Genomic DNA, 20,219 nt, shown 5'->3' on the forward strand with positions numbered 1-20,219 from the left:
AAGATTTTATGGTGATTATAGCGGTGGGGTCCACCTCTTCCCTTTCCGAACAGAGAAGTTAAGCCCACTTGCGCTGATGGTACTGCCTTTACCGGTGGGAGAGTAAGTAGTCGCCAGCTTTTTATTATGACCTATATCAACTCGATATAGGTCTTTTTTTTGCCCTTGTATAAAAGGGAAAGAGTCCATTTATATAATTCATGACTCTTTTTGGCAGAATCGGAAAATAAAATTGATTCTTTTCGTATCATACGGAGAGAAAGACTTCATAATGCATACCCTGCCTGTATTCATAATTTTCGAATCACCTTCATTGCTATTCGGATTGTTCGCAATTCTAATACCTATATTCATCCACCTCTTTAACCTCAGAAGAGTAAAGAAAATAGAGTTCTCTAATACCGCACTCCTCAGAAAGGTTAAAGAAGAAACATCTTCGAAAAGGCGTCCCGTCGAAATACTGATTCTTATCTCCAGAATCTTCGCCATCTCATGTTTAGTTTTAGCATTTGCCAGACCTATATATAAAAGCGAACAAAATGAGTTGAGCTTCCAAGATGAAGTGTTACTCTATTTAGACAATTCTCAAAGTCTTTCAGTAAAGGGTGATGGTGATCAAATTGGTTTTGATAAAGCCTATAACCTGGCACAAGGTATTGTAAATGCTTATCCCGAAGGTACAGTGTTTAGGTTTATTGAAAACGGCTATAGCAATTCCGTGACTACCGAATTTACTAAAGCATCGTTGACGGATAACCTCACAGAAGTAGAACAGATTGGAGTTGGCCGATCGTTTGAGGAAATCATACAAAGAAAAAATGGCCAGGGACTAGAGGGGGATGTTTATCTAATCTCTGATTTCCAAGAACAAGACGGTCTGAATAGTCTACCTGTCGATTCATTGAGTCAATATTTCTTAGTTCCTATATCTGGTACCGACTATTCAAATATCTCTATTGATACCGCCTTTTTAAAGAATACTTTTCTATCAGGCAATGTCACTAACGTCTTAAGTGTAAGGTTCAAGCGAAATGATAAGAGCACGAATAATATTAGCAGTAAGCTCTATTTCGATGATCAACTTTCGGGCACAGCGGAGATCGATTTTGGAGAGACATTATTCGCCGAACATGATTTTGAGATACCAACCAACGAGGCGAACCTAGAAAAAATCAGACTTACCATCGATGATCCAGGTTTATCTTTTGATAATGATTTCTATCTCACGATTAATCAACTTGATAAAGTGAGGGTAATCGAGCTCTACGATAGTCAATCACCATCGTACTTGTCATCGCTTTTTGAAGATAATGAGCTTTTTCAATTTAATAGGTTAAACACCAATGCACTTGACAACGAAGCGATAGCTTCCGCAGACTTTATCCTTATCAATGAGCTCAATAATTACTCAAACCAATTGCAAACAGCGATATCTGGGGCGTTAAATGATGGGAAAACTGTAGTAATTGTACCCGCCAAAAATGCTAGGAGTGAGAGTTTTACAGGTTTAGGGGTTAATACAATAATGGATACAAAAGAATTGATCGCACTTGATGTGCCAGACTACGAGAATCCATTTTTTGAAGGCGTTTTCGAAGAAAATTCACCAAGCCTTGATATGCCTTCAGCCCTAACAACATTTAGATTAATGAATGAGGAGTTGGCCTACTTGACTTTTCGAAATGGTCGATCCTTTTTGTCAAAAGTAGTGAGTGAAGGTAATCTCTTTTTCTTTGCTAGTAGTTTCGAAACTGGCCAAACCACTTTTACCAATCATGCAATTTTTGTTCCTGTCATGTACAAACTGGCACTTGGGAGTAAGGTCAGCTTGACCAACTTATATTATTATACCGACAGTGAAACGATCTTTTTTCCAATAGATCGCCCAGATAATAGTCAAGTTTACTCCTTAAGAAAAAATGATGAATTAATAATTCCAGATCAAAGACAAGAAGAAGGCCGATTGATAATGGAGATTCCCAAAGATCTTATTGAAACTGGACATTATGAATTAGTACTGGACGATACACCAGTCGGTTTGCTATCCTTTAATCTACCAAAACAAGAGTCCGACGTTAAACCGATTGCTTTTGATGCTTTAGAAGATTTAACTTCTTCTAACAATATCTCGATACTTAACTCGGCGAGTAGTGCTAGTATAGAAAGTGATCTTACCGCAAGTATAAATGGTTTACCACTTTGGAAGTATGCTTTATTGGCTGGATTACTTTTTCTTTTTGTGGAGATAATTTTAATCCGATATTTGTAGCATGGAATTTTTAATCCGTGCCGCAGAGATTCTGCAACCCAATACTCCCCTCCACAAGGTCAAAAAAGATATACTTATTTCTAATGGTAAAATTGCCAAGATAGAAGATCAGATAGATTTTGATGGTCAGATAGTCAGTGCTGAATACTTAAAAGTTAGCGCAGGATGGATGGATATGCGGGCGCACTATAATGATCCTGGAATTGAGCACAAAGAAGACCTGATTTCAGGAACTCAAACTGCTTTGTCAGGTGGCTTTACAGATGTAGTTCTCCTACCCAATACCGATCCGATTGTAAGTACAAAAAATGGAATATCGTACTATCAAAGATTCAATGAAAGCGCACAAGTAACACTTCACCCCTTGGCGGCGCTCACCATAGATTGTGAAGGAAAAGAGATCACAGAGATGATTGATCTGCATACGGCTGGAGCCGTAGCGTTTTCTGATGGACTTAATCCCGTATGGCATACGGATATCTTGTTGAAAGGGCTACAGTATCTTCAAAAGTTCGATGGACTATTGATCAATAAGCCAGAGGATAAGCTGCTGACATCTTTTGGTCATATGAATGAAGGAGAAGTGAGTACTATGTTAGGCCTAAAGGGTATGCCAGTACTATCAGAAACGGTTATGATCCAACGAGATTTGAGTCTTTTGGCCTATGCAGGTGGTAAAATTCACTTTAGTTTAATTTCAAGTGCCGAGAGTGTAGAACTTATTAGAGAAGCTAAGGCTCAAGGTTTAAGGGTCACTTGCGATGTTGGGGTTAATTATTTGAAATACACGGATGCCGACCTAAGTGATTACGATACAAACCTCAAGGTAAATCCGCCTTATAGGACAGAAACGGATCGGTTGACTTTAATAGCCGCCGTAAAAGATGGAACTATTGATGTAGTGGTAAGTGATCATACACCGCACGATGAAGAGTGCAAAAAGTTAGAGTTCGATCTAGCAGACTTTGGGTCCACTAATCAACAAACATTCTACAGTGTCATGTTAGAAGTATTCGGAGATGATCTAGATGCATTAATAGATCGCTTCTCGACAATGCCACGTGAGATATTAGGTTTGGAAAATAGTCAGATCGCTGTGGGAAATGATGCTTGTCTTACACTCTTTAACCCAAGTACCCAATGGACATTTGATGCTAAAACAAATAATTCCAAGTCGGTTGCCTCTCCACTTTTTAACTCAGAATTAAATGGTTCTGTAGTTGGGGTGGTCAACAAAGGGAGCTTATTCTTAAATGAATATGAAGCTTAAAAAAATTAATCCGCTCATTCCTCAAATTTCAGTTCGTTTTGGAGCTGTTGGTGGTGTATTAGCGATAGTTGCGTTTTTGGTTTTCCACTTTATTGGTTTACCTCCCGGAAGCCTTCTTTCATTTATAGCCACAATTCTTGTTGTGGGTATGTTTATGTTCTTACCAATGAAGGGATTTAAATCGCACAATAATGGCGAATTTAGGTTCTATCATGGTATGACTATTGGCTTCATTAGTTACTTATCTATTGCTACGATCTTCAGCCTATTTTATCTGCTTTTTATTACAGTGATAGAGCCAGATTATCTGATCGATAAAATGGAGTTTTTGAAAGAGAACCTCATCGAGCAAAAGGAACAGAAAATAGAAGAGTTTGGCCCAGAAGTCTATGAACGACAGCTCAAAGGAATGGACTCAACTTCAGTTTCGGCGGATGTTTTGAGTGAGTTTGCGAAACGACTATTTATAGGCCTGTTCATCGCGCCAGTTTTTTCCATAATTCTACGGACACGTCAAGCCTAAATTCTTTCGTTAATCCGTTCAATATATCGCTCAAGTAAAAAAAGATGTCAGAGGTACCAGAATAGGTATAATTGTAGAAAATAAGTAATTTTCGATCAAGCAACCTTAAAATCATAATCATGGAAGATCAATTAACTACAGGTCAAGTGGCCAAAAAATGGGGGTTAATTTATGGCCTTGTAGCTACTGTAATAAATTTAATACCTCTTTTACTTGAGGTACAACCACCTTGGTGGCAGGTTGTTAATGTTATCGTTGCCATAGTAATCTATGCCCTTGCGACTAAAGAGTTTAAGACTGAGAACGGTGGTTATATGTCTTTTGGTAAAGGGTTCAAAATCAGTATGATTGCCGCTCTAATTGGTGGTGCTATTAGAAATGTTGTTAACTACATATATATCAAGTTCATTGACCCAACAGTAATGGAACGCATGCAGCAAGCGGTAGTAGACAGCTGGAGAGATCAAGGAATGTCAGAAGAGCAGATAGAGCAAATGTCAGGTTTATCATCTGGACTCTCTAATCCGGAAATAGCGTTGATTCTAGGGTATGTAGTCGTGCTTTTAGGTGGTCTGATTTGGGGCGCAATAGTTTCAGCAATAAATAAAAACGAAGCCGAAGACTTTTAGAAATTGACACAAATATCAATTGTAATACCACTCTACAACGAAGAAGAGTCACTACCAGAACTCATAGAATGGATAAGCCGTGTTATGAACAAGCATGGCTTTCTTTATGAAATAATTTTGGTAGACGACGGTAGCGATGATAAATCGTGGACTGTAATTGAATCGCTTGCTCCTAATCACCCTATAAAGGGTATAAAGTTCAATATGAACTATGGTAAATCCGCCGCACTCAATGTTGGGTTTAAGCATACTGTTGGTGAGGTGGTTATTACGATGGATGCCGACTTACAAGATAGCCCGGATGAAATCCCTGAACTTTATGAAATGGTAAAGTCAGGTACTCAACTTGTTTCTGGCTGGAAAAAGAAGCGATTCGACCCGATTTCTAAGACGGTTCCATCTAAACTCTTCAATGGTGTTACAAGAATTCTTTCTGGTATTAAACTTCATGATTTCAATTGCGGCCTAAAAGCCTATGACCAGCGTTTGGTTAAAACCCTAGATATATATGGGGAAATGCACCGCTACATACCAGTAATTGCGAAGCGAAATGGCTTCAATAAAATTGGAGAGAAGGTGGTTGAGCATCGAGCTAGGAAATACGGAAAAACTAAATTCGGATTAGAACGGTTCATATATGGTTTTCTAGACCTACTTTCTATATCGTTTGTATCAAGATATAAGAAAAGGCCGATGCACTTTTTCGGTAGCTTAGGAACAGTATCTTTCTTGTTGGGCTTTATTTCTGTGATCTGGATTGTATGGGAAAAGGTCCGTGCAACTATTTTCTTGAAGACTTCTGATTACCGAGAGGTAGTAGATCAGCCCCTCTTTTTTATCGCAATCACCGCCATAATCATTGGTGTGCAGCTTTTTCTGGCAGGTTTTGTTGGGGAAATGATGGTGATGAATTCGCACAAGAGAAACGATTATATATATGATGAGACCATTGGTTTGGATCAATGAGACTATATTCCGTCGTAATACCCGTTTATAATCGCCCAGAAGAAGTTAGAGAGTTACTAACCTCCTTACTCGATCAAACATTCAAGAACTTTGAGGTACTGATCATTGAAGATGGTTCGACTAACAAGTGTGACCAAGTCGTTGAAGAGTTCAACCATCAACTTAACATTAGATATTACTTTAAAGAAAATTCAGGTCAGGGTTTCACCAGAAATTATGGCTTTAAAAAAGCAAAAGGGGATTACTTGATTGTATTTGACTCTGACTGTTTGATTCCCAATCACTATTTCCAAACCGTCGATGACTTTCTAGAAGTTAATAGTATTGATGCCTTTGGTGGCCCTGATAGTGCCCACCCTTCTTTTAATACATTGCAAAAGGCTATAAGTTATTCCATGACATCACCCTTCACCACGGGTGGAATTCGTGGTAATAAGAAACATGTTGGGAAATTCCATCCAAGGAGTTTCAATATGGGGATTTCCAGAAAAGTCTTCGAAGAAACTGGCGGTTATCGATTGACTAGAATGGGTGAAGATATTGAGTTCAGTATCAGAGTAATAAATGCGGGTTTCAAAACCGGTCTTATTGAATCTGCCTATGTATATCATAAGCGGAGAACAAGTATATCTCAGTTTTATAAACAGCTACATTTTTTTGGGAGAGCTAGGGTCAATGTTAATCGTTTTTTTCCGGGTGAAATGAAATTGATTCATTTGTTACCAGCCGTTTTTACCCTTGGGTTTATCGGATGGTTAAGCACATATCTCTGGAGCGACTTACTTTTTAAAATCGGCGGTTTAACGATTTCCTTCTTCTTTTTAGCGATTCTGATTCACTCATCGCTGAAGACCAAGAATATTGCGGTAGGTTTTGCGAGCATTTGTACGGCATTTGTACAGTTATTTGCCTACGGCATGGGATTAATTACCGAGAAAATCAGTCCTAGAGGTAATCAACCCTTCGCGCAGAAGTAAATAATTTCGTTTTTCGGTAGTGCGTATCGCTGTACTACATCCTCGGCTAACTCCATTACATATTTGTCTTCAGTGACATTAAAGCCAGCTTTTTCAAGTCTTTTGCCATAGTCAAGACCAAAAAGGCGTACATGGTCATCCTGCCAATAAACTCTTTCACGTTCTTTAGGATCCGTAATAGTTGGATCTTCCAGCGTCTCTTCGCGGCTATAGTCTTGTGGAGATTGAATAATTGCCCAACCGCCCGGCTTTAAAACACGATGAATTTCACTCATCGCTTTGATATCGTTTTCTACATGCTCCATAACGTGGTTGCAAAAAACTACATCAAAAGTATTTTCATCGAATGGAATCGCATGTACATCCATCTTCACATCAGCCAGGGGAGATTCCAGATCTGCCGAGGTATAATCAATGTTAGGCATATTCTTGAACTTCTTGATAAAGCAGAGTTCTGGGGCAATGTGGAGTAACCGTTTGTCTGCTGTAAAGAAATCAGTGCGATCCTTTAGGTAAAGCCACATAAGACGGTGCCTTTCTAATGACAAAGAATCAGGGCACAAAGCATTTGGCCTAGGGTTCAATCTACCATAAGGAAGAAATTTACGGTAAGAAATTTCGCACACGGGACACTCAACATTGTTGCCTCTCATGAAAATGCTGATAAATCTTAGCCCATAATGACTAAAATACTGCAAGTAGCGTCGAGGAACGTTCCTCAACATGAAACTTATTAGTTTCTTCATGATTAAAATTTCGTCAAAGATAGAAATCTGTTTCAAGTAATTGGCGACCACCCAAATTATGATTCAGAGAGGTAGTATCACCTATTTGCCGTTCTTATAATTCGAACACTTGGATTAAACGCTTAGGGACTTCAAAACATCTAAACAAATAGTGTACTGACCAGAAAAAAATAAAACAATTGTTAGTGCTTACGGTTAATGGACTGTGCGATAAAAACCACAACTATTCCGCTAGTTCTCAATTATTCTAGAGGCGCTAATCTTTTTTAGATGGGAGTAGATTGATTTTTATTAAGCATAATTTTGAAGAGAATTTAAAGAAACTGAGGTTAATCAGAAAGTCATGAGAAACAAATTAATAATTTTTGGTATCGTAGTCGTTGGTATTATCATCGTCGCGGTTCAAGTATTTAATCCATCGAAAGCTGAAGATTCGGCTGTGCTTTTTGCTGAGGCAGAACGCGGAGAATTTACAGTTGAAGTAACTACCACTGGAGAGTTGTCTGCAGAGCGATCAACAAAAATCATTGGCCCAGCAGCGGCTAGAGATTTTGGTATTCGTCAAATGACCATCCAGAGACTTGTCGAGGAAGGTACTCAAGTAAGAGAGGGTGAGTTTGTTGCTCAACTAGACCCAGGAGAATTATACGACAAGATTCAGGCTGAAAAAGACCGATTAACTGCGGAAATTGCTGAGTACGATAATGCTAAAATTGATACAGCATTAACGTTAAGTAGCGAAAGAGACAAACTTATAAATCTCGATTACAACATCGAGGAGAAAAAGTTGCAAATAGAACAATCTCAGTATGAGCCGCCTGCAACTAAAAAGAAATATGAGAATGAGCTTGAAAAGCTTAAAAGAGATAAGCTCAGAGCGAATGAGAATTATATTCTAAAAATAGAGCAAGCCAAAGCTAAGATGATCGAAGCTACCTCTGATTTGAAAAGAGTTAGAGATAGATACGAGAGAATGCAAAAGCTAATCGCTGATTTTACGATTACTGCGCCACAAGCAGGAATGGTAATCTACACGAAAGGTGGATTTGGCGGGGACAGAGTAGTAGAAGGTTCTCAGATCAATGTTTGGTCTCCCGATGTAGCCGAGTTGCCAGATTTGTCTAGTATGATATCAACTACGTTTATTAATGAGGTGGATATCCGAAAGGTAAAGCCAGGTCAACCTGTTGAGATGGGCTTGGACGCTTTCCCAGAAAAGAAATTAACTGGTAAAGTAATGCGGGTTGCGAGAGTAGGTCAGCAAAACCCTAACTCAGACGCAAAAGTATTTGAAGTAGTGGTGAGACTCAATGAAAGAGATTCTGATTTACGACCAGCAATGACTACAAGTAACATCATTGTAACAGAGAGATTAGAAGATGTAGTTTACGTTCCATTGGAATGTCTACATGTTTACAACGATTCAATCAATTATGTTGTGAAAAAAGGAGGTTCTCTACAAGAAGTTAAAGTTGGAAAAACCAACAGTAATGAAGCCGTAATTGAAATGGGTGTTGAAGCTGGAGATATGCTTTACATGTCTTTACCTGAGTCACTAGACGGTAAAGAGCCTAAGCTTATTCCTGAGCTAGATGGTACTAGAATGCAGAAATATGAGGCAGCCCCTGAACAATTACTAAATGAAGAGTGGCTAATGCCTGACGGTTCACCAATGAACCCTAGAATTATTGATGCTTTGAAACAAAGAGGTGCTAAGACACCTGCCGAAGCGCTTGAAATGATGAAGAGTTTTGGAAATAGAGGTGGAAGCAGAAGTGGTGGAGGACGACCAAGAGGAGGTGCATCTACGTCTGGCGCAACTACATCAGGGCAACCATCTAACTAAGCCTGTCGAGAATGGATTTTAATAAGAAAAGTTTATTGTCCAATTTCTACATTGCTATGGAGGCAGTGATCGCAAATAAATTGAGATCACTCCTTACGGCATTGGGGATCATCTTTGGTGTGGCCGCGGTAATCGCTATGCTTGCCATTGGTAATGGTGCTCAATCTGAGATTTTGGAACAAATAGAGCTAGTTGGTGTCAATAACATTATTGTCAAACCAAATATCGAGCAGGTAGAACAAACGTTAGGGGACGATACCGACGAAGATTCGAATAAGTTTTCTCCTGGTCTAAAGCTGTTAGATGTAGAGAGTATTAGAGAGAATATACCAGGTGTAAAACGACTAAGCCCTGAAATACTTCTAGAAACCTACATTATTAAAAATGGTATCAGAAGATCTTCAAAGTTGGTTGGTGTAGAGCCAAGTTATTTTGAGGTAGCCAATTTTGAGCTACAGCGCGGTAAAATGTTCAGCGAGATGCAGCTTCGTAAAGGAACACCAGTATGTATTATTGGAAAAGGTATACAGTCTAAATTCTTTCCGAGAGAAAACCCAATTGGTAAAAAAATCAAGGTAGGTAGTCAATGGCTAGAAGTTGTTGGAGTGCTAAAAGAGAGGTTTATTTCTGAAAAAGCGATCTCAAACCTAGGTATTCGAGATTATAATATGGATGTTTATACTCCAATTCAGACCGTACTTGTCAGGTATATTAATCGAGATTTGGTAACAGGTTCAGGCTTAAAAAAGAATTTCGGTACAAGCTTCAGATCTTTCGGAAGAGGTGGGTTTTCCATTACTACGACTACTTCAGATGACAGTGATAAAAAACCATCAAATTATCACCAAATCGATCGTTTGGTAGTTCAAGTAAATGAATCTGAAAAATTAAATCCAACAGCCGATGTTTTAGCTAGAATGCTTGAAAGAAGGCATTTTGGAGTAGTAGATTTTGAAGTTTCAATACCAGAACTTCTCCTAAAACAGCAGCAAAGGACACAGAACATATTCAATATTGTACTTGCCGCAATTGCCGCGATTTCACTTTTAGTAGGTGGTATTGGTATTATGAATATCATGCTTGCTTCTGTACTAGAAAGAATTAAAGAAATAGGATTACGTTTATCAATTGGAGCAAAAAAGGCTGATATCATTATGCAGTTCCTCTTTGAGTCAGTCGTTATATCTGTTTCTGGAGGCATTGTGGGTGTAATTTTAGGTGTAGGTTTAGCCTATGCAGTATCCAGTCTAGCAGATTTCCCAACCCAAATTAGTTTCACTTCGATACTAATATCATTTGGTGTTGCGGCAACTGTAGGACTAATTTTTGGGATAACACCTGCCAAACGAGCAGCAGAGCAAGATCCAATTACATCATTAAGACACGAATAATTCAATACATATGAAAAAGGTCATTATTCTTTTATTGGCAACTTTTTGCCTCTCTCAAACATCAATTTCTCAAGAAAAAAGAGTGTTAACACTTGAGGAAGTTATTGAGTTGGCTCGAACGCAGTCGAGAAATGCCAAGCAAGCAGAGACAAGTAGAAATTTAGGTTATTGGAGCTTTAATGTTTACAGTTCTCAATTGAGACCACAACTTTTACTGAGAGGTACTTTGCCGAATATAACCGATAGAGCAACTCCGGTCACCCAAGAGAATGGTGAAATTGATTTCGTTTCGGTAAATCAGAACAATTCAAATTTAAGTCTTGGTTTAGAACAAGTGCTACCTTGGACAAACACCACTATTGCCCTTGAAACCAACTTAGCTCGATTTGATAACTATACAACGGATATTACAAGGTACCAAGGTGACCCTTTTGGAATAACTTTGACTCAACCATTATTCAATGTAAATCCGTTCAAATGGGACAAGATAACGGAACCACTTGAGTATGAGCAGTCGAAACGTCAGTATGTTCAAAGCTTAGAATCTACCTCTCAAAGAGCAGCTCAGTTGTTTTTTCAAGTTCTGGAAGAGCAAATGAACTTACAAATTGAAGAGCAAAATGAAGCAGCCAGTGATACAATTAACAAAGTTGAACAGGGTAGATACAATATAGGTACATCCACTGAAGATGAGGTGCTTCAAACTCAATTGGACTTGATTACTGCACAAAGTGGTGCACAACAGGCAAGGCTAGACCTTCAAACAAGTTCACTTGAACTTAGAAACTTCATTAACATCACTGATGACGTACAGTTAGAGTTGATACCACCTGCTGATGTTCCCAACCTTGCAATTGATTACGAAACTGCTTTACAATATGCTAAAGATAATCGAGCAGAGTACCTTGATTTTAAATTGGACCGATTAAATGCGGAACGTCAAGTGGCTGAAGCCAGAGCCTTAAGGTTTAGTGCTACAGTAAGAGCTTCATTCGGCTATAACAGTATTTCAACCGATGCGCTCAGAGGTGTTTATAGAGATGATAATTTGGCTACTGGTTCTACTTTTAGATTGGATTTTGCTTTACCTATTTTGGATGGTGGTAGAAATAAAGCTAGGATGAGAGTGGCGAGAGAGCAATTGCAATTGGCTGAGTTTAATATCGAACAAGGTCAAATTACATTTGAGCAAGAGATTGCAATTGCAGTTAGAAATTTTCAACAGATTAGAAGTCAAATAGAAATAGCACTTAAAAGACAAGAAATCGCATTGAAGCGTTTCGAAATTACCAACGGAAGATATTTAGCAGGTAAGGTTGATATTCTTGCTCTAGTAAATGCCAGAACAACAAAGGATTCAGCACTTAGAAGTTATATCACTGCATTGCGTCAATACTGGAATGCTTATTATGAACTAAGAGCTTTGACTTTATATGATTTTGAGGAGAGTAAACTTTTATATAATCCATTGTTAGATTACGATCCAAAGACCAACACAATGGTTGAAAAAACTAAATGATTGTCGACCTTATAAGAAAAAGCCTTTTTCGAAATTTCGAAAAGGGCTTTTTTTATTGTCCTGTATAATTGAAAGGCGTAATAACGCTTAACTCATTCTTGACTTCGTCAGATACATTTAAGGTTTCGATGAACGCTTTTATAGTATCGGCAGTAATTCTATCCCCCGTTCTTGTAAGCGCCTTCAAAGCCTCATAAGGTTTAGGGTATCCCTCCCTTCTTAAAATTGTCTGAATGGCTTCTGAAACCACCGCCCAGTTATCTTCCAAATCGGCATTAATAGCGGATTCATTAAGTTCAAGTTTACCAATGCCCTTAATGAGCGATCGGAGTGCGATCAGTGTATGACCTAGTGGCACGCCTACATTTCTTAAAACAGTTGAGTCCGTCAAATCTCTTTGTAGTCTTGATATGGGCAACTTAGCCGATAGGTGTTCAAAAATTGCGTTGGCAATGCCGAGATTACCTTCGGCGTTTTCAAAGTCAATAGGATTCACCTTATGGGGCATAGCAGAAGAACCGACTTCACCCGCTTTAATCTTCTGCTTGAAATAGCCCATTGATACATATTGCCAAATATCTCTTGAAAAATCGATGAGAATAGTGTTAATCCTTTTTATCGCATCGAAAAGTGCTGCCAAGTGATCGTAATGCTCAATTTGCGTTGTTGGGTTACTACGCTTTAGGCCCAAATATTCACTTACAAAATGATCACCAAAGGCAATCCAGTCTTCATTTGGGTAGGCCACATGATGGGCGTTAAAGTTTCCAGTAGCTCCACCAAACTTTGCAGCAAATGGTACATCGCCAAGCATTACTAACTGCTCATCAATTCTCGCCTTGAAAACAGCAATTTCTTTCCCCAAGCGGGTGGGAGAAGCCGGCTGGCCGTGGGTTTTGGCCAACATAGGAACAGTTGCCCATAGCTCAGACATTTCTTTGAGTAACTCATTTACTTCTAATAAAGTAGGCTCAATGACCTCATGTAAACCTCTTTTCAATGAAAGTGGTACGGAAGTATTGTTAATATCTTGTGAAGTAAGGCCAAAATGAATGAATTCTTTAAAGTCAGCGAGGCCTAAGCTGTCAAACTTGTCTTTGATAAAGTACTCAACAGCTTTGACATCATGGTTAGTTGTTTTTTCGATTTCTTTGATCGATCGAGCGTCAGCCTCAGAGAACTCTTTATAAATATTCCTCAAAGAATCGAAAAGGCCGTTATCTACACCAGCAAGTTGTGGCAATGGTTTTTCGCAAAGCGCGATGAAATACTCAATTTCTACCTCTACTCTATATTTTATGAGTGCGTATTCCGAGAAATATTCACCTAAAGTTGAAGTAACTCTTCTATATCGACCATCAACTGGTGAAACGGCTGTTAAACTATTTAATTCCATGAAATACGATTCAAATTTTGAGAAAGCGCAAAGATACAAAATGAATCAAAGACTGGTAAGTCCGCTGACACCTAATGCTTATTTCTCAGCTTCATTTCTAGGGAATTAGTCATTACCTTTGCCGAACCAAAAAATGGGCGATTTAAACTCTTTGCCCAAACTTTTGTTACACAGAAAAGAATTTGAGTTCTAGTTATGGCATTTGGTTTATTTAAGAAGAAGCAAGATAAAGTACCTGAAGTGAAAACGGGTTTTTTAAACCTGAAAGTAAAAGATGTGATTCACGAAACAGCCGATGCTGTAAGTATTCACTTTGAACACCCAGACGACAGAAGAGTCGAATACAAGTCAGGTCAGTTTCTGACAGTCATTGTTGATGTAAATGGTAAGGAAGAAAGACGTGCCTACTCTCTTTGTACATCACCGCATGTAGATGATAATCCTGCTGTAACCGTGAAGCGTGTGGATGGCGGAATCGTCTCAAACTACTTGAATGATCATGTTAAGGCAGGAGATACCATGAAGCTAATGGAGCCAAATGGTAATTTTGTGACGACAATCGATAGTAATCAAACAAGACATGTCGTTTTACTGGGTGGAGGTAGCGGTATTACCCCGTTAATGTCTTTAGCCAAATCTATCCTCGATCAAGAGTCTAATTCAAAGGTCACGTTGGTATACGCAAACAGAAATGTTGAGAGTATAATTTTCAAAGAGGGGTTGAAAGAAATGGAGTCGAATGACAACTTTAACGTTGTGCATATCTTGGAAACTCCAAATGCCGAAGTTTCAAGTCATGAAGGCTACCTAACACAAGAAATTATAAAGGAGGTCCTAGATAATTTGGGTGAAGAAGCTTCAGAATTCTTCATTTGTGGACCAACCCCTATGATGGATGTAGCCATTAGTTCTTTGGAAGCTTTAGGCATTGCGTCCTCAAAAATTAGAAAGGAAAGTTTTGTATCCACTGCGAGTGAAAAGAAAGAAGAAACTGCCGATTCTGATGAGTTAATAGCCAGAGAAGTGACTATCATTTATGATGGCGAAGAATATAAGTATACTGTAGAACCAGATGAAACCATTCTGGAAAAAGGGCTGGATGAAGATGTGGATTTACCTTTCTCATGCCAAAGCGGATTATGTACAGCCTGCCGTGGCAAGTGCTTATCCGGTAAAGTAAAAATGGACGAAGATGAAGGCTTATCAGAAGCCGAACTTGATGAAGGCTATGTACTTCCTTGTGTGGGACATCCGTTGACTGATGATGTAGTGATAGAAATCGGTTAAGTAGAGAAGGTTTAAAAAAAAACTGAGCCCAAAGAAAAATCTTTGGGCTTTTTTTGTCTCCAAAGTTGTAACACATACGACATATAGATATCTAAGGCTTAACAGATGATTTTTGCCTTTATCCTATAATTTGACTAAATCTGAAATATGAAACTCACCACACAAGAAAATACCACCAATAATCAGAGTTTGTTGAAGCGTTACAACGAGTGTCGTCAGATAACAGAAGAGATTTGTGAGCCGCTACAACCTGAAGATTTTGTGGTACAACCTGTGGCAGAAGTGAGTCCTCCAAAATGGCATTTGGCTCATACTACGTGGTTCTTTGAGAATTTTATATTAAAGGATCACATGCCTGAATACAAAATTTTCGATGACGATTATCACTTCCTTTTTAATAGCTACTATGAAACAGAAGGCGAAAGATGGCAGCGATCGGAAAGAGGGTTTTTAACAAGGCCCTGGGTAAAGGAGGTGATGGCGTATCGCGACTATGTGGATGAGCATATGGCTCAGTTTATTTCTCAAACAACTTTGAGTAAATCCATTATAGACGTTTTAGAAATAGGAATAAACCACGAACAGCAACATCAAGAATTACTTGTTTACGACATCAAGCATATTTTAGGTATTAACCCTTTATTTCCCACTTATAAAACTCCAATATCTAAGTCAGAGGAAGTCATTCTAGATCAAAACTTTTTAGATGTGGCCGAGGGTATTTACTCAATTGGTTATGCTGGCGAGAATTTTCATTTTGATAATGAAGAAGGAGAGCATAAAGCCTTTGTTCATGCCTATAGAATCCAAGATCGGTTGATTACTGCTGGAGAATATATAGAGTTTATGGAAGCTGGAGGTTATGAAGACTTCAACTTCTGGTTAATGGAAGGCTTCGAATGGGCTAAAGGAGAAAAGATTAAGGCCCCATTTTATTGGTTCAAAGAAGGTGGTGTTTGGAAGCATTATACGCTCGGAGGTTTAGAGGAAGTAAATCCTAATGAACCCATCACGCATATAAACTACTATGAGGCAGACGCCTTTGCCAAGTGGAAAGGGAAACGTTTACCAACAGAGTTTGAGTGGGAGATTGCTTGTCGGCAGTATGAACCAACAATACCCGAGTCGGCAAATTTTTTAGATCAAAGGAGTTTCAGACCAATGCCTAGGGTTGGCAATAGCACCCAATTTTTTGGAGACGTTTGGGAATGGACCAACAGCGCATACGCCCCTTATCCCTTTTATCAGAAGGTAGATGGCGCCTTAGGAGAGTATAATGGTAAATTCATGATTAATCAGATGGTACTAAGAGGAGGCTCATTCGCCACCATGAAAAATCACATTCGCCACACTTATCGAAACTTCTTTCACCCCAATTTGCGTTGGCACTTTACAGGCTTAAGACTTGCCGAAACTATTTAATATGAATGACTCCACTGAGGCACTTAGTGCCTTCGCCGAAGATATAAGAACTGGACTAAACCAGTTTCCGAAAACATTGCCTTCAAGATACTTCTATGATCAGATTGGAGATGAGCTTTTCCAAAGAATTATGGATTTGGATGAGTATTATCTGACAAGAGCAGAATTTGAAGTTTTTGTTCGCCAAAAGGCAGAAATACTGAAAGCCTTTTTAGGTGATAACGATAATTTTAGATTGGTAGAATTAGGCGCTGGTGATGGTACAAAGACCAAAGTATTATTGTCGCATTTTGTAGAGCAAAAAGTCGACTTTACTTATTCGCCAATTGATATTTCTGGTCATGTTTTGGCACAACTGAAAGATGATTTAAGTGCCGAAATACCTTCACTAAAAGTAGAACCGATCGTGGGGGAATACTTTAGTGCTTTAAAAGAACTCAGTGGAAACGATAGTACTAAAGAGGTAGTACTATTTTTAGGCTCCAACATAGGAAATTTTGACGAAGCCTCTGGGGTAGAGTTTTTGAAGCATATAGGTGCTAATCTGGCGGCTGGGGATATGCTTTTGATCGGTTTCGATTTGATGAAAGACCCTCGAAAAATACTTTCGGCATACAATGATAGAGAAGGTGTCACGAAAGCCTTTAACTTAAATCTGCTCACCAGAATCAATTCAGAACTTGGCGCAAATTTTAAAATCGACCAATTCGATCACTTTCCTACTTATGATCCGTTGACTGGAGAAACCAAAAGTCATATTGTAAGCAAGATCAAACAGGAAGTATTTATTGAAGCTTTGGGCGAAAGTATCGATTTTGAAGCGTGGGAAGCAATACACACAGAAGTTTCTCAAAAGTATTCCTACAAGATGATCGAATCCTTTGCAGAAGAGGCTGGATTCCGAATTGTGAAAAACTTTACAGATTCCAACGACTATTTTGTGGATTCTCTTTGGGAGAAGGTATAGTCCTAGACTCTGCTAGGACTTAGTTACCGCTTTTTCAACGGTCAAGCTTTCGACTTTCTTGATCTTTTTTTCTAATACTAGGCCAAGTTGCTCCTTGAGTGCTTCATTAATGCTTTGTGGATCATTATGGTCCCAATACAAGTCGTAGTCATAGCGCTCGCTTAATTGAGTATCGTCAAAGACGCTTTCACCCAGCGTGGCTTCGATGTTTTTTATTAAACTATTTAGGGTCCAATGTCTTCCAGCAATGACTCCGTCATCAGCACTGAACTTTCCTTTAGTAGATTTAGGAGCTTTTAAGTACTTCGATAAACCATTTGGAGCTGATAAAACGAGCAGCTCAATCTCCTTTTCTTGGGGTTTTATGGTTAAGCCCAACTCTTTTTTCAAGCCTTCCTTTAGTAGCATATTAACTAGCTCCTCTTGATGTCGGGGCATGTTTAGTTTCACATTGAGCTTGGTATTAAGAAGCTCTTCATTGCCCTCAACCAGAGTTTGAGAAATGTTAAAGGCGTTAGCTATCGCCTTCCTCACACTCCATCCCTTCATATCAATCAGTCCCATTTTTTTGCCCAAAATGCCGCCTTCAAATTTGGCTGTAGAATCTTTTGTGATGGAAAGACTATACGTTGGTGCTGCTTTGGATTCCTGACTGGAAGCACCTTTAAACTGTATTTTTTGAACACCTTTCTTTGGTTGAGATGCATCGTTCAAATTGAAAGAGACTTTCTCAGGTGATGATGTTGATTCTATCAGGCCTTTGATATAATCCTTGTCTATATCATCGATTTTAACGTATTCGTGGACTTTTCCATTTTTATCGATAATCACGGTTGTTGGAAAAACATTGACACCAAAATCATCAATTACAGAGCGATCAGTATCGGAAACGACCCAAGTATTCAAAGGTCTTCTTTTCAAAAAAGGACGTACAATTTCTTCAGCTTCATCAGTGATAGAAATAATGACGAAACCCTCCTCCGAAAATGAAGTTGCCAAATCATTGAGCTTTGGAAAATGTTTGATGCAAGGCGCGCACCAAGTACCCCAGAATTCTAGCATCACTACCTTTCCTTTCAAAAGGTCATTGTTGAATGCATTTTTTTCAGGCCCTTGAATAATAGATTCGAAAGTCAGTTGAGAGATTTCTTGTCCTGCTGGTATTTGACTCTTAACAATGTTTTTGGTCACAATCTGAGCAAAGATTGGGCTAGCAGTCATGCATAAAAAGCATGTAGCTAAAAGGGTAAACTGGGTTATTTTTTTCATGTGTTTATTCTTTAATAATTCTTTTTGTCACGCGACCAGCGGACGTGATCATTTGTAGCAGGTAGACACCTCTTTGTAAATCATACAGTTCAAAGGAGGCATTATGGTTACCAGCCTCCAGTTGGTTGATCGGCATGAGTTCTCTGACAATGTTGCCTTCAATTGAAATCAGATGAATGGCCACTCTATCTGCTTCAGGGATAGAAAATTCCACATTAAGTATCCCTTTAAATGGATTCCCTAGTGGTCTAATTGTTGGTTGGTTAGTATTATCTTTTTTGGTCAGCGTTGTACTGGAATTTTCCTTGATATCCGGTTTTTGCACAAGTTGATCAAACAATTCCTCGGTCGATTTAAACCAGAATATGCCCAGATAATCTTCTTCTTCAGAAGGGTGTGGTACTGCAATAGGCACTAGGTCGTCAATGAGTTGATTGAAATAGGATGCTTTTAATTTCATCGGATCTCTGCCAAAGGCAAAACGTGTTCGCTGTACACCTTTCATGTCTGAAACAAACAGTGGATGGCTTATGGCTTCGAATTTAATATCAGGTAAAGGGGTGTCATCAATGGTCAAAGCATGTGTTTTCTTGGCTAGGCTTATCATCAAATAGCCCTCACCTTTAACATTGGCTTCGAATATTGTTTCTTCCTTTTCAAACCGAAACCCCATTTTCAATAAAACCTCTCGAGGAACTTTAAGGGTTGGGATTATTTCAGCATTGTTCACCTGTTCCTGCTTTTTGTTAAAGAATACCTCTACGTTTTGAGTAGAATCATTTTCCGATTTGCCTAAGTACCTTATGAGGGCCGCCCTTTGTTGATTGACACGTTCAATACGAAAGTCCTCTGTTTTTAAGCCAAGTATGTTTTGGCCCGAATCATTTGGAGTGAGTCCGTCAGCTACAATAATTAGTATGATTACCACTGTCGTAGCCCCTATCAAATACCAGAGGCGTAATGTTCTGAAAATGGGAAAAGAGGGTGTATAGCGTCTAGTGTTATGCGTGTTTGTTGCTTCTGTCGCGTTTAATTTTTCTTTTAACCCGTCTATCACTTCTGTCGAAGGAATAAACGGTTTACTCTCCCTTGCCTGATTAAAATATGAATCCATGTTACTCATATCAGTTCTTTTAGTAATGGGTTATGCTTTTTTTGATTGGATTTAGTTTCATTCTCAGCGACTTCTCCATCCTCCAACAGTACTCTAAGTTTTTGTCTTCCTCTTCTGAGCCTCGCTTTTACAGCCGAAAGTTTGGTCTTTTGTATATCACATATTTCGTTTAGCGGAAAGCCATTGATTTCGAATAGTATGAGAGCCTCCTTTTGCTTTATGGGAAGTTTGGCGAGCGCTTCGTAGAGTAGCAAAATCTCAATCGATAAATCGGCCTGAGCATTTGTATCCACCACTCGCTCAGCATGTTGAAATAGAAGAGGTGTGAAAATTTTTTTACGACGTATTTTATTAAAATAGAGCCTTCGTGCAATGCCAATTAAGTATGGCGTAAAAGATTCTTGCTTTTTTAGCTGATCTAATTGTTCGAATGCCTTCAGCGTGGTTTCACTAATTAAATCCTTTGCTTCCTCCGAGTTACCAACCATAGCATGGCAAAATTTCACGAACTGCTCGTGACTTTCGTTGTAGAGAGATATAAAATGCTCCTGTTTTGTCATGTATAAGTTGCTGCTCAATAATGTAGTAACATAGCCCTACGTAAAAGTTACTTTTAGCATTTAGCTTT

At 38.8% G+C, this 20,219-nt stretch carries 17 protein-coding genes and 1 rRNA gene; 13 read left to right on the top strand and 5 right to left on the bottom strand.

The genetic code is table 11. The annotated features are described in order from the left end of the window. Positions 1-7: 7 nt before the first annotated feature. The 7 genes from rrf to BFP71_RS07645 all read left to right on the top strand — a co-directional run bounded on the left by rrf (position 8) and on the right by BFP71_RS07645 (position 6,634). A 5S ribosomal RNA gene (gene rrf, locus BFP71_RS07615) occupies positions 8-119 on the top strand. Between the two features lie 152 nt (positions 120-271). Continuing rightward, complete coding sequence (locus tag BFP71_RS07620; protein WP_069834907.1) at positions 272-2,269, top strand: BatA domain-containing protein; 1,998 nt, start codon at positions 272-274, stop codon at positions 2,267-2,269. A 1-nt stretch (position 2,270) separates the two neighbouring features. Next, positions 2,271-3,539 carry a dihydroorotase gene (locus BFP71_RS07625; protein WP_069834908.1) on the top strand — a complete coding sequence of 423 codons (1,269 nt, stop codon included), beginning with the start codon at positions 2,271-2,273 and terminating at the stop codon, positions 3,537-3,539. Further along, positions 3,529-4,062, top strand: a complete 534-nt coding sequence (locus BFP71_RS07630; RefSeq protein WP_176723335.1) for a DUF4199 domain-containing protein — start codon at positions 3,529-3,531, stop codon at positions 4,060-4,062. Before BFP71_RS07625 ends, BFP71_RS07630 begins: the two co-directional genes overlap by 11 nt. A 119-nt stretch (positions 4,063-4,181) precedes the next feature. Next, the gene (locus BFP71_RS07635) at positions 4,182-4,691 is read left to right on the top strand and encodes a DUF4199 domain-containing protein (RefSeq protein WP_069834910.1); all 510 of its coding nucleotides are present in this window, start codon (positions 4,182-4,184) and stop codon (positions 4,689-4,691) included. 3 nt (positions 4,692-4,694) lie between these two features. Beyond that, a complete protein-coding gene (locus BFP71_RS07640) occupies positions 4,695-5,657 on the top strand; it encodes a glycosyltransferase family 2 protein (RefSeq protein ID WP_069834911.1) in 963 nt (320 codons plus the stop codon). Continuing rightward, positions 5,654-6,634, top strand: coding sequence for a glycosyltransferase (locus BFP71_RS07645; RefSeq protein ID WP_069834912.1), 981 nt, complete (start codon positions 5,654-5,656; stop codon positions 6,632-6,634). The genes BFP71_RS07640 and BFP71_RS07645 overlap by 4 nt, the downstream gene beginning before the upstream one ends. Here BFP71_RS07645 and BFP71_RS07650 read toward each other — a convergent pair. After that, on the bottom strand, positions 6,613-7,380 hold the full coding sequence (locus BFP71_RS07650; RefSeq protein WP_069836993.1) for a class I SAM-dependent methyltransferase: 768 nt from the start codon (positions 7,378-7,380) through the stop codon (positions 6,613-6,615). The two genes, BFP71_RS07645 and BFP71_RS07650, sit on opposite strands and share 22 nt — an antisense overlap. Positions 7,381-7,723: 343 nt before the next feature. Between BFP71_RS07650 and BFP71_RS07655 the strand changes: the two genes are divergently transcribed. The 3 genes from BFP71_RS07655 to BFP71_RS07665 are packed head-to-tail and all read left to right on the top strand — an operon-like array spanning position 7,724 to position 12,136. Continuing rightward, positions 7,724-9,226 (top strand): efflux RND transporter periplasmic adaptor subunit, encoded by a 1,503-nt coding sequence (locus BFP71_RS07655; RefSeq protein ID WP_069834913.1) that lies wholly within the window; start codon positions 7,724-7,726, stop codon positions 9,224-9,226. Between the two features lie 11 nt (positions 9,227-9,237). Continuing rightward, a complete protein-coding gene (locus BFP71_RS07660; protein ID WP_069834914.1) occupies positions 9,238-10,617 on the top strand; it encodes an ABC transporter permease in 1,380 nt (459 codons plus the stop codon). Positions 10,618-10,627: 10 nt separating this feature from the next. Continuing rightward, a complete protein-coding gene (locus BFP71_RS07665) occupies positions 10,628-12,136 on the top strand; it encodes a TolC family protein (RefSeq protein ID WP_069834915.1) in 1,509 nt (502 codons plus the stop codon). Between the two features lie 52 nt (positions 12,137-12,188). Here the strand turns inward: BFP71_RS07665 and purB are convergent, their stop codons facing one another. Then, positions 12,189-13,532, bottom strand: a complete 1,344-nt coding sequence (purB, locus tag BFP71_RS07670) for an adenylosuccinate lyase (RefSeq protein WP_069834916.1) — start codon at positions 13,530-13,532, stop codon at positions 12,189-12,191. Between the two features lie 195 nt (positions 13,533-13,727). Between purB and BFP71_RS07675 the strand changes: the two genes are divergently transcribed. The 3 genes from BFP71_RS07675 (at position 13,728) to egtD (ending at position 17,208) form a co-directional block, all read left to right on the top strand. Then, a complete protein-coding gene (locus BFP71_RS07675) occupies positions 13,728-14,819 on the top strand; it encodes a ferredoxin--NADP reductase (protein ID WP_069834917.1) in 1,092 nt (363 codons plus the stop codon). 147 nt (positions 14,820-14,966) lie between these two features. Then, positions 14,967-16,241 (top strand): ergothioneine biosynthesis protein EgtB, encoded by a 1,275-nt coding sequence (gene egtB / locus BFP71_RS07680; protein ID WP_069834918.1) that lies wholly within the window; start codon positions 14,967-14,969, stop codon positions 16,239-16,241. Between the two features lies 1 nt (position 16,242). Beyond that, a complete protein-coding gene (egtD, locus tag BFP71_RS07685) occupies positions 16,243-17,208 on the top strand; it encodes an L-histidine N(alpha)-methyltransferase (protein WP_069834919.1) in 966 nt (321 codons plus the stop codon). A gap of 12 nt (positions 17,209-17,220) precedes the next feature. Here egtD and BFP71_RS07690 read toward each other — a convergent pair whose 3' ends face one another. The 3 genes from BFP71_RS07690 to BFP71_RS07700 are packed head-to-tail and all read right to left on the bottom strand — an operon-like array spanning position 17,221 to position 20,151. Continuing rightward, positions 17,221-18,477, bottom strand: a complete 1,257-nt coding sequence (locus BFP71_RS07690) for a TIGR03435 family protein (RefSeq protein ID WP_088124940.1) — start codon at positions 18,475-18,477, stop codon at positions 17,221-17,223. 4 nt (positions 18,478-18,481) lie between these two features. Further along, the gene (locus tag BFP71_RS07695; protein ID WP_069834921.1) at positions 18,482-19,600 is read right to left on the bottom strand and encodes a T9SS type A sorting domain-containing protein; all 1,119 of its coding nucleotides are present in this window, start codon (positions 19,598-19,600) and stop codon (positions 18,482-18,484) included. Further along, positions 19,597-20,151, bottom strand: coding sequence for an RNA polymerase sigma factor (locus tag BFP71_RS07700; RefSeq protein ID WP_069834922.1), 555 nt, complete (start codon positions 20,149-20,151; stop codon positions 19,597-19,599). Before BFP71_RS07700 ends, BFP71_RS07695 begins: the two co-directional genes overlap by 4 nt. Positions 20,152-20,219 lie beyond the last annotated feature (68 nt).

Origin of the sequence: Roseivirga misakiensis, from assembly GCF_001747105.1 — a bacterium.
Taxonomy (GTDB): domain Bacteria; phylum Bacteroidota; class Bacteroidia; order Cytophagales; family Cyclobacteriaceae; genus Roseivirga; species Roseivirga misakiensis.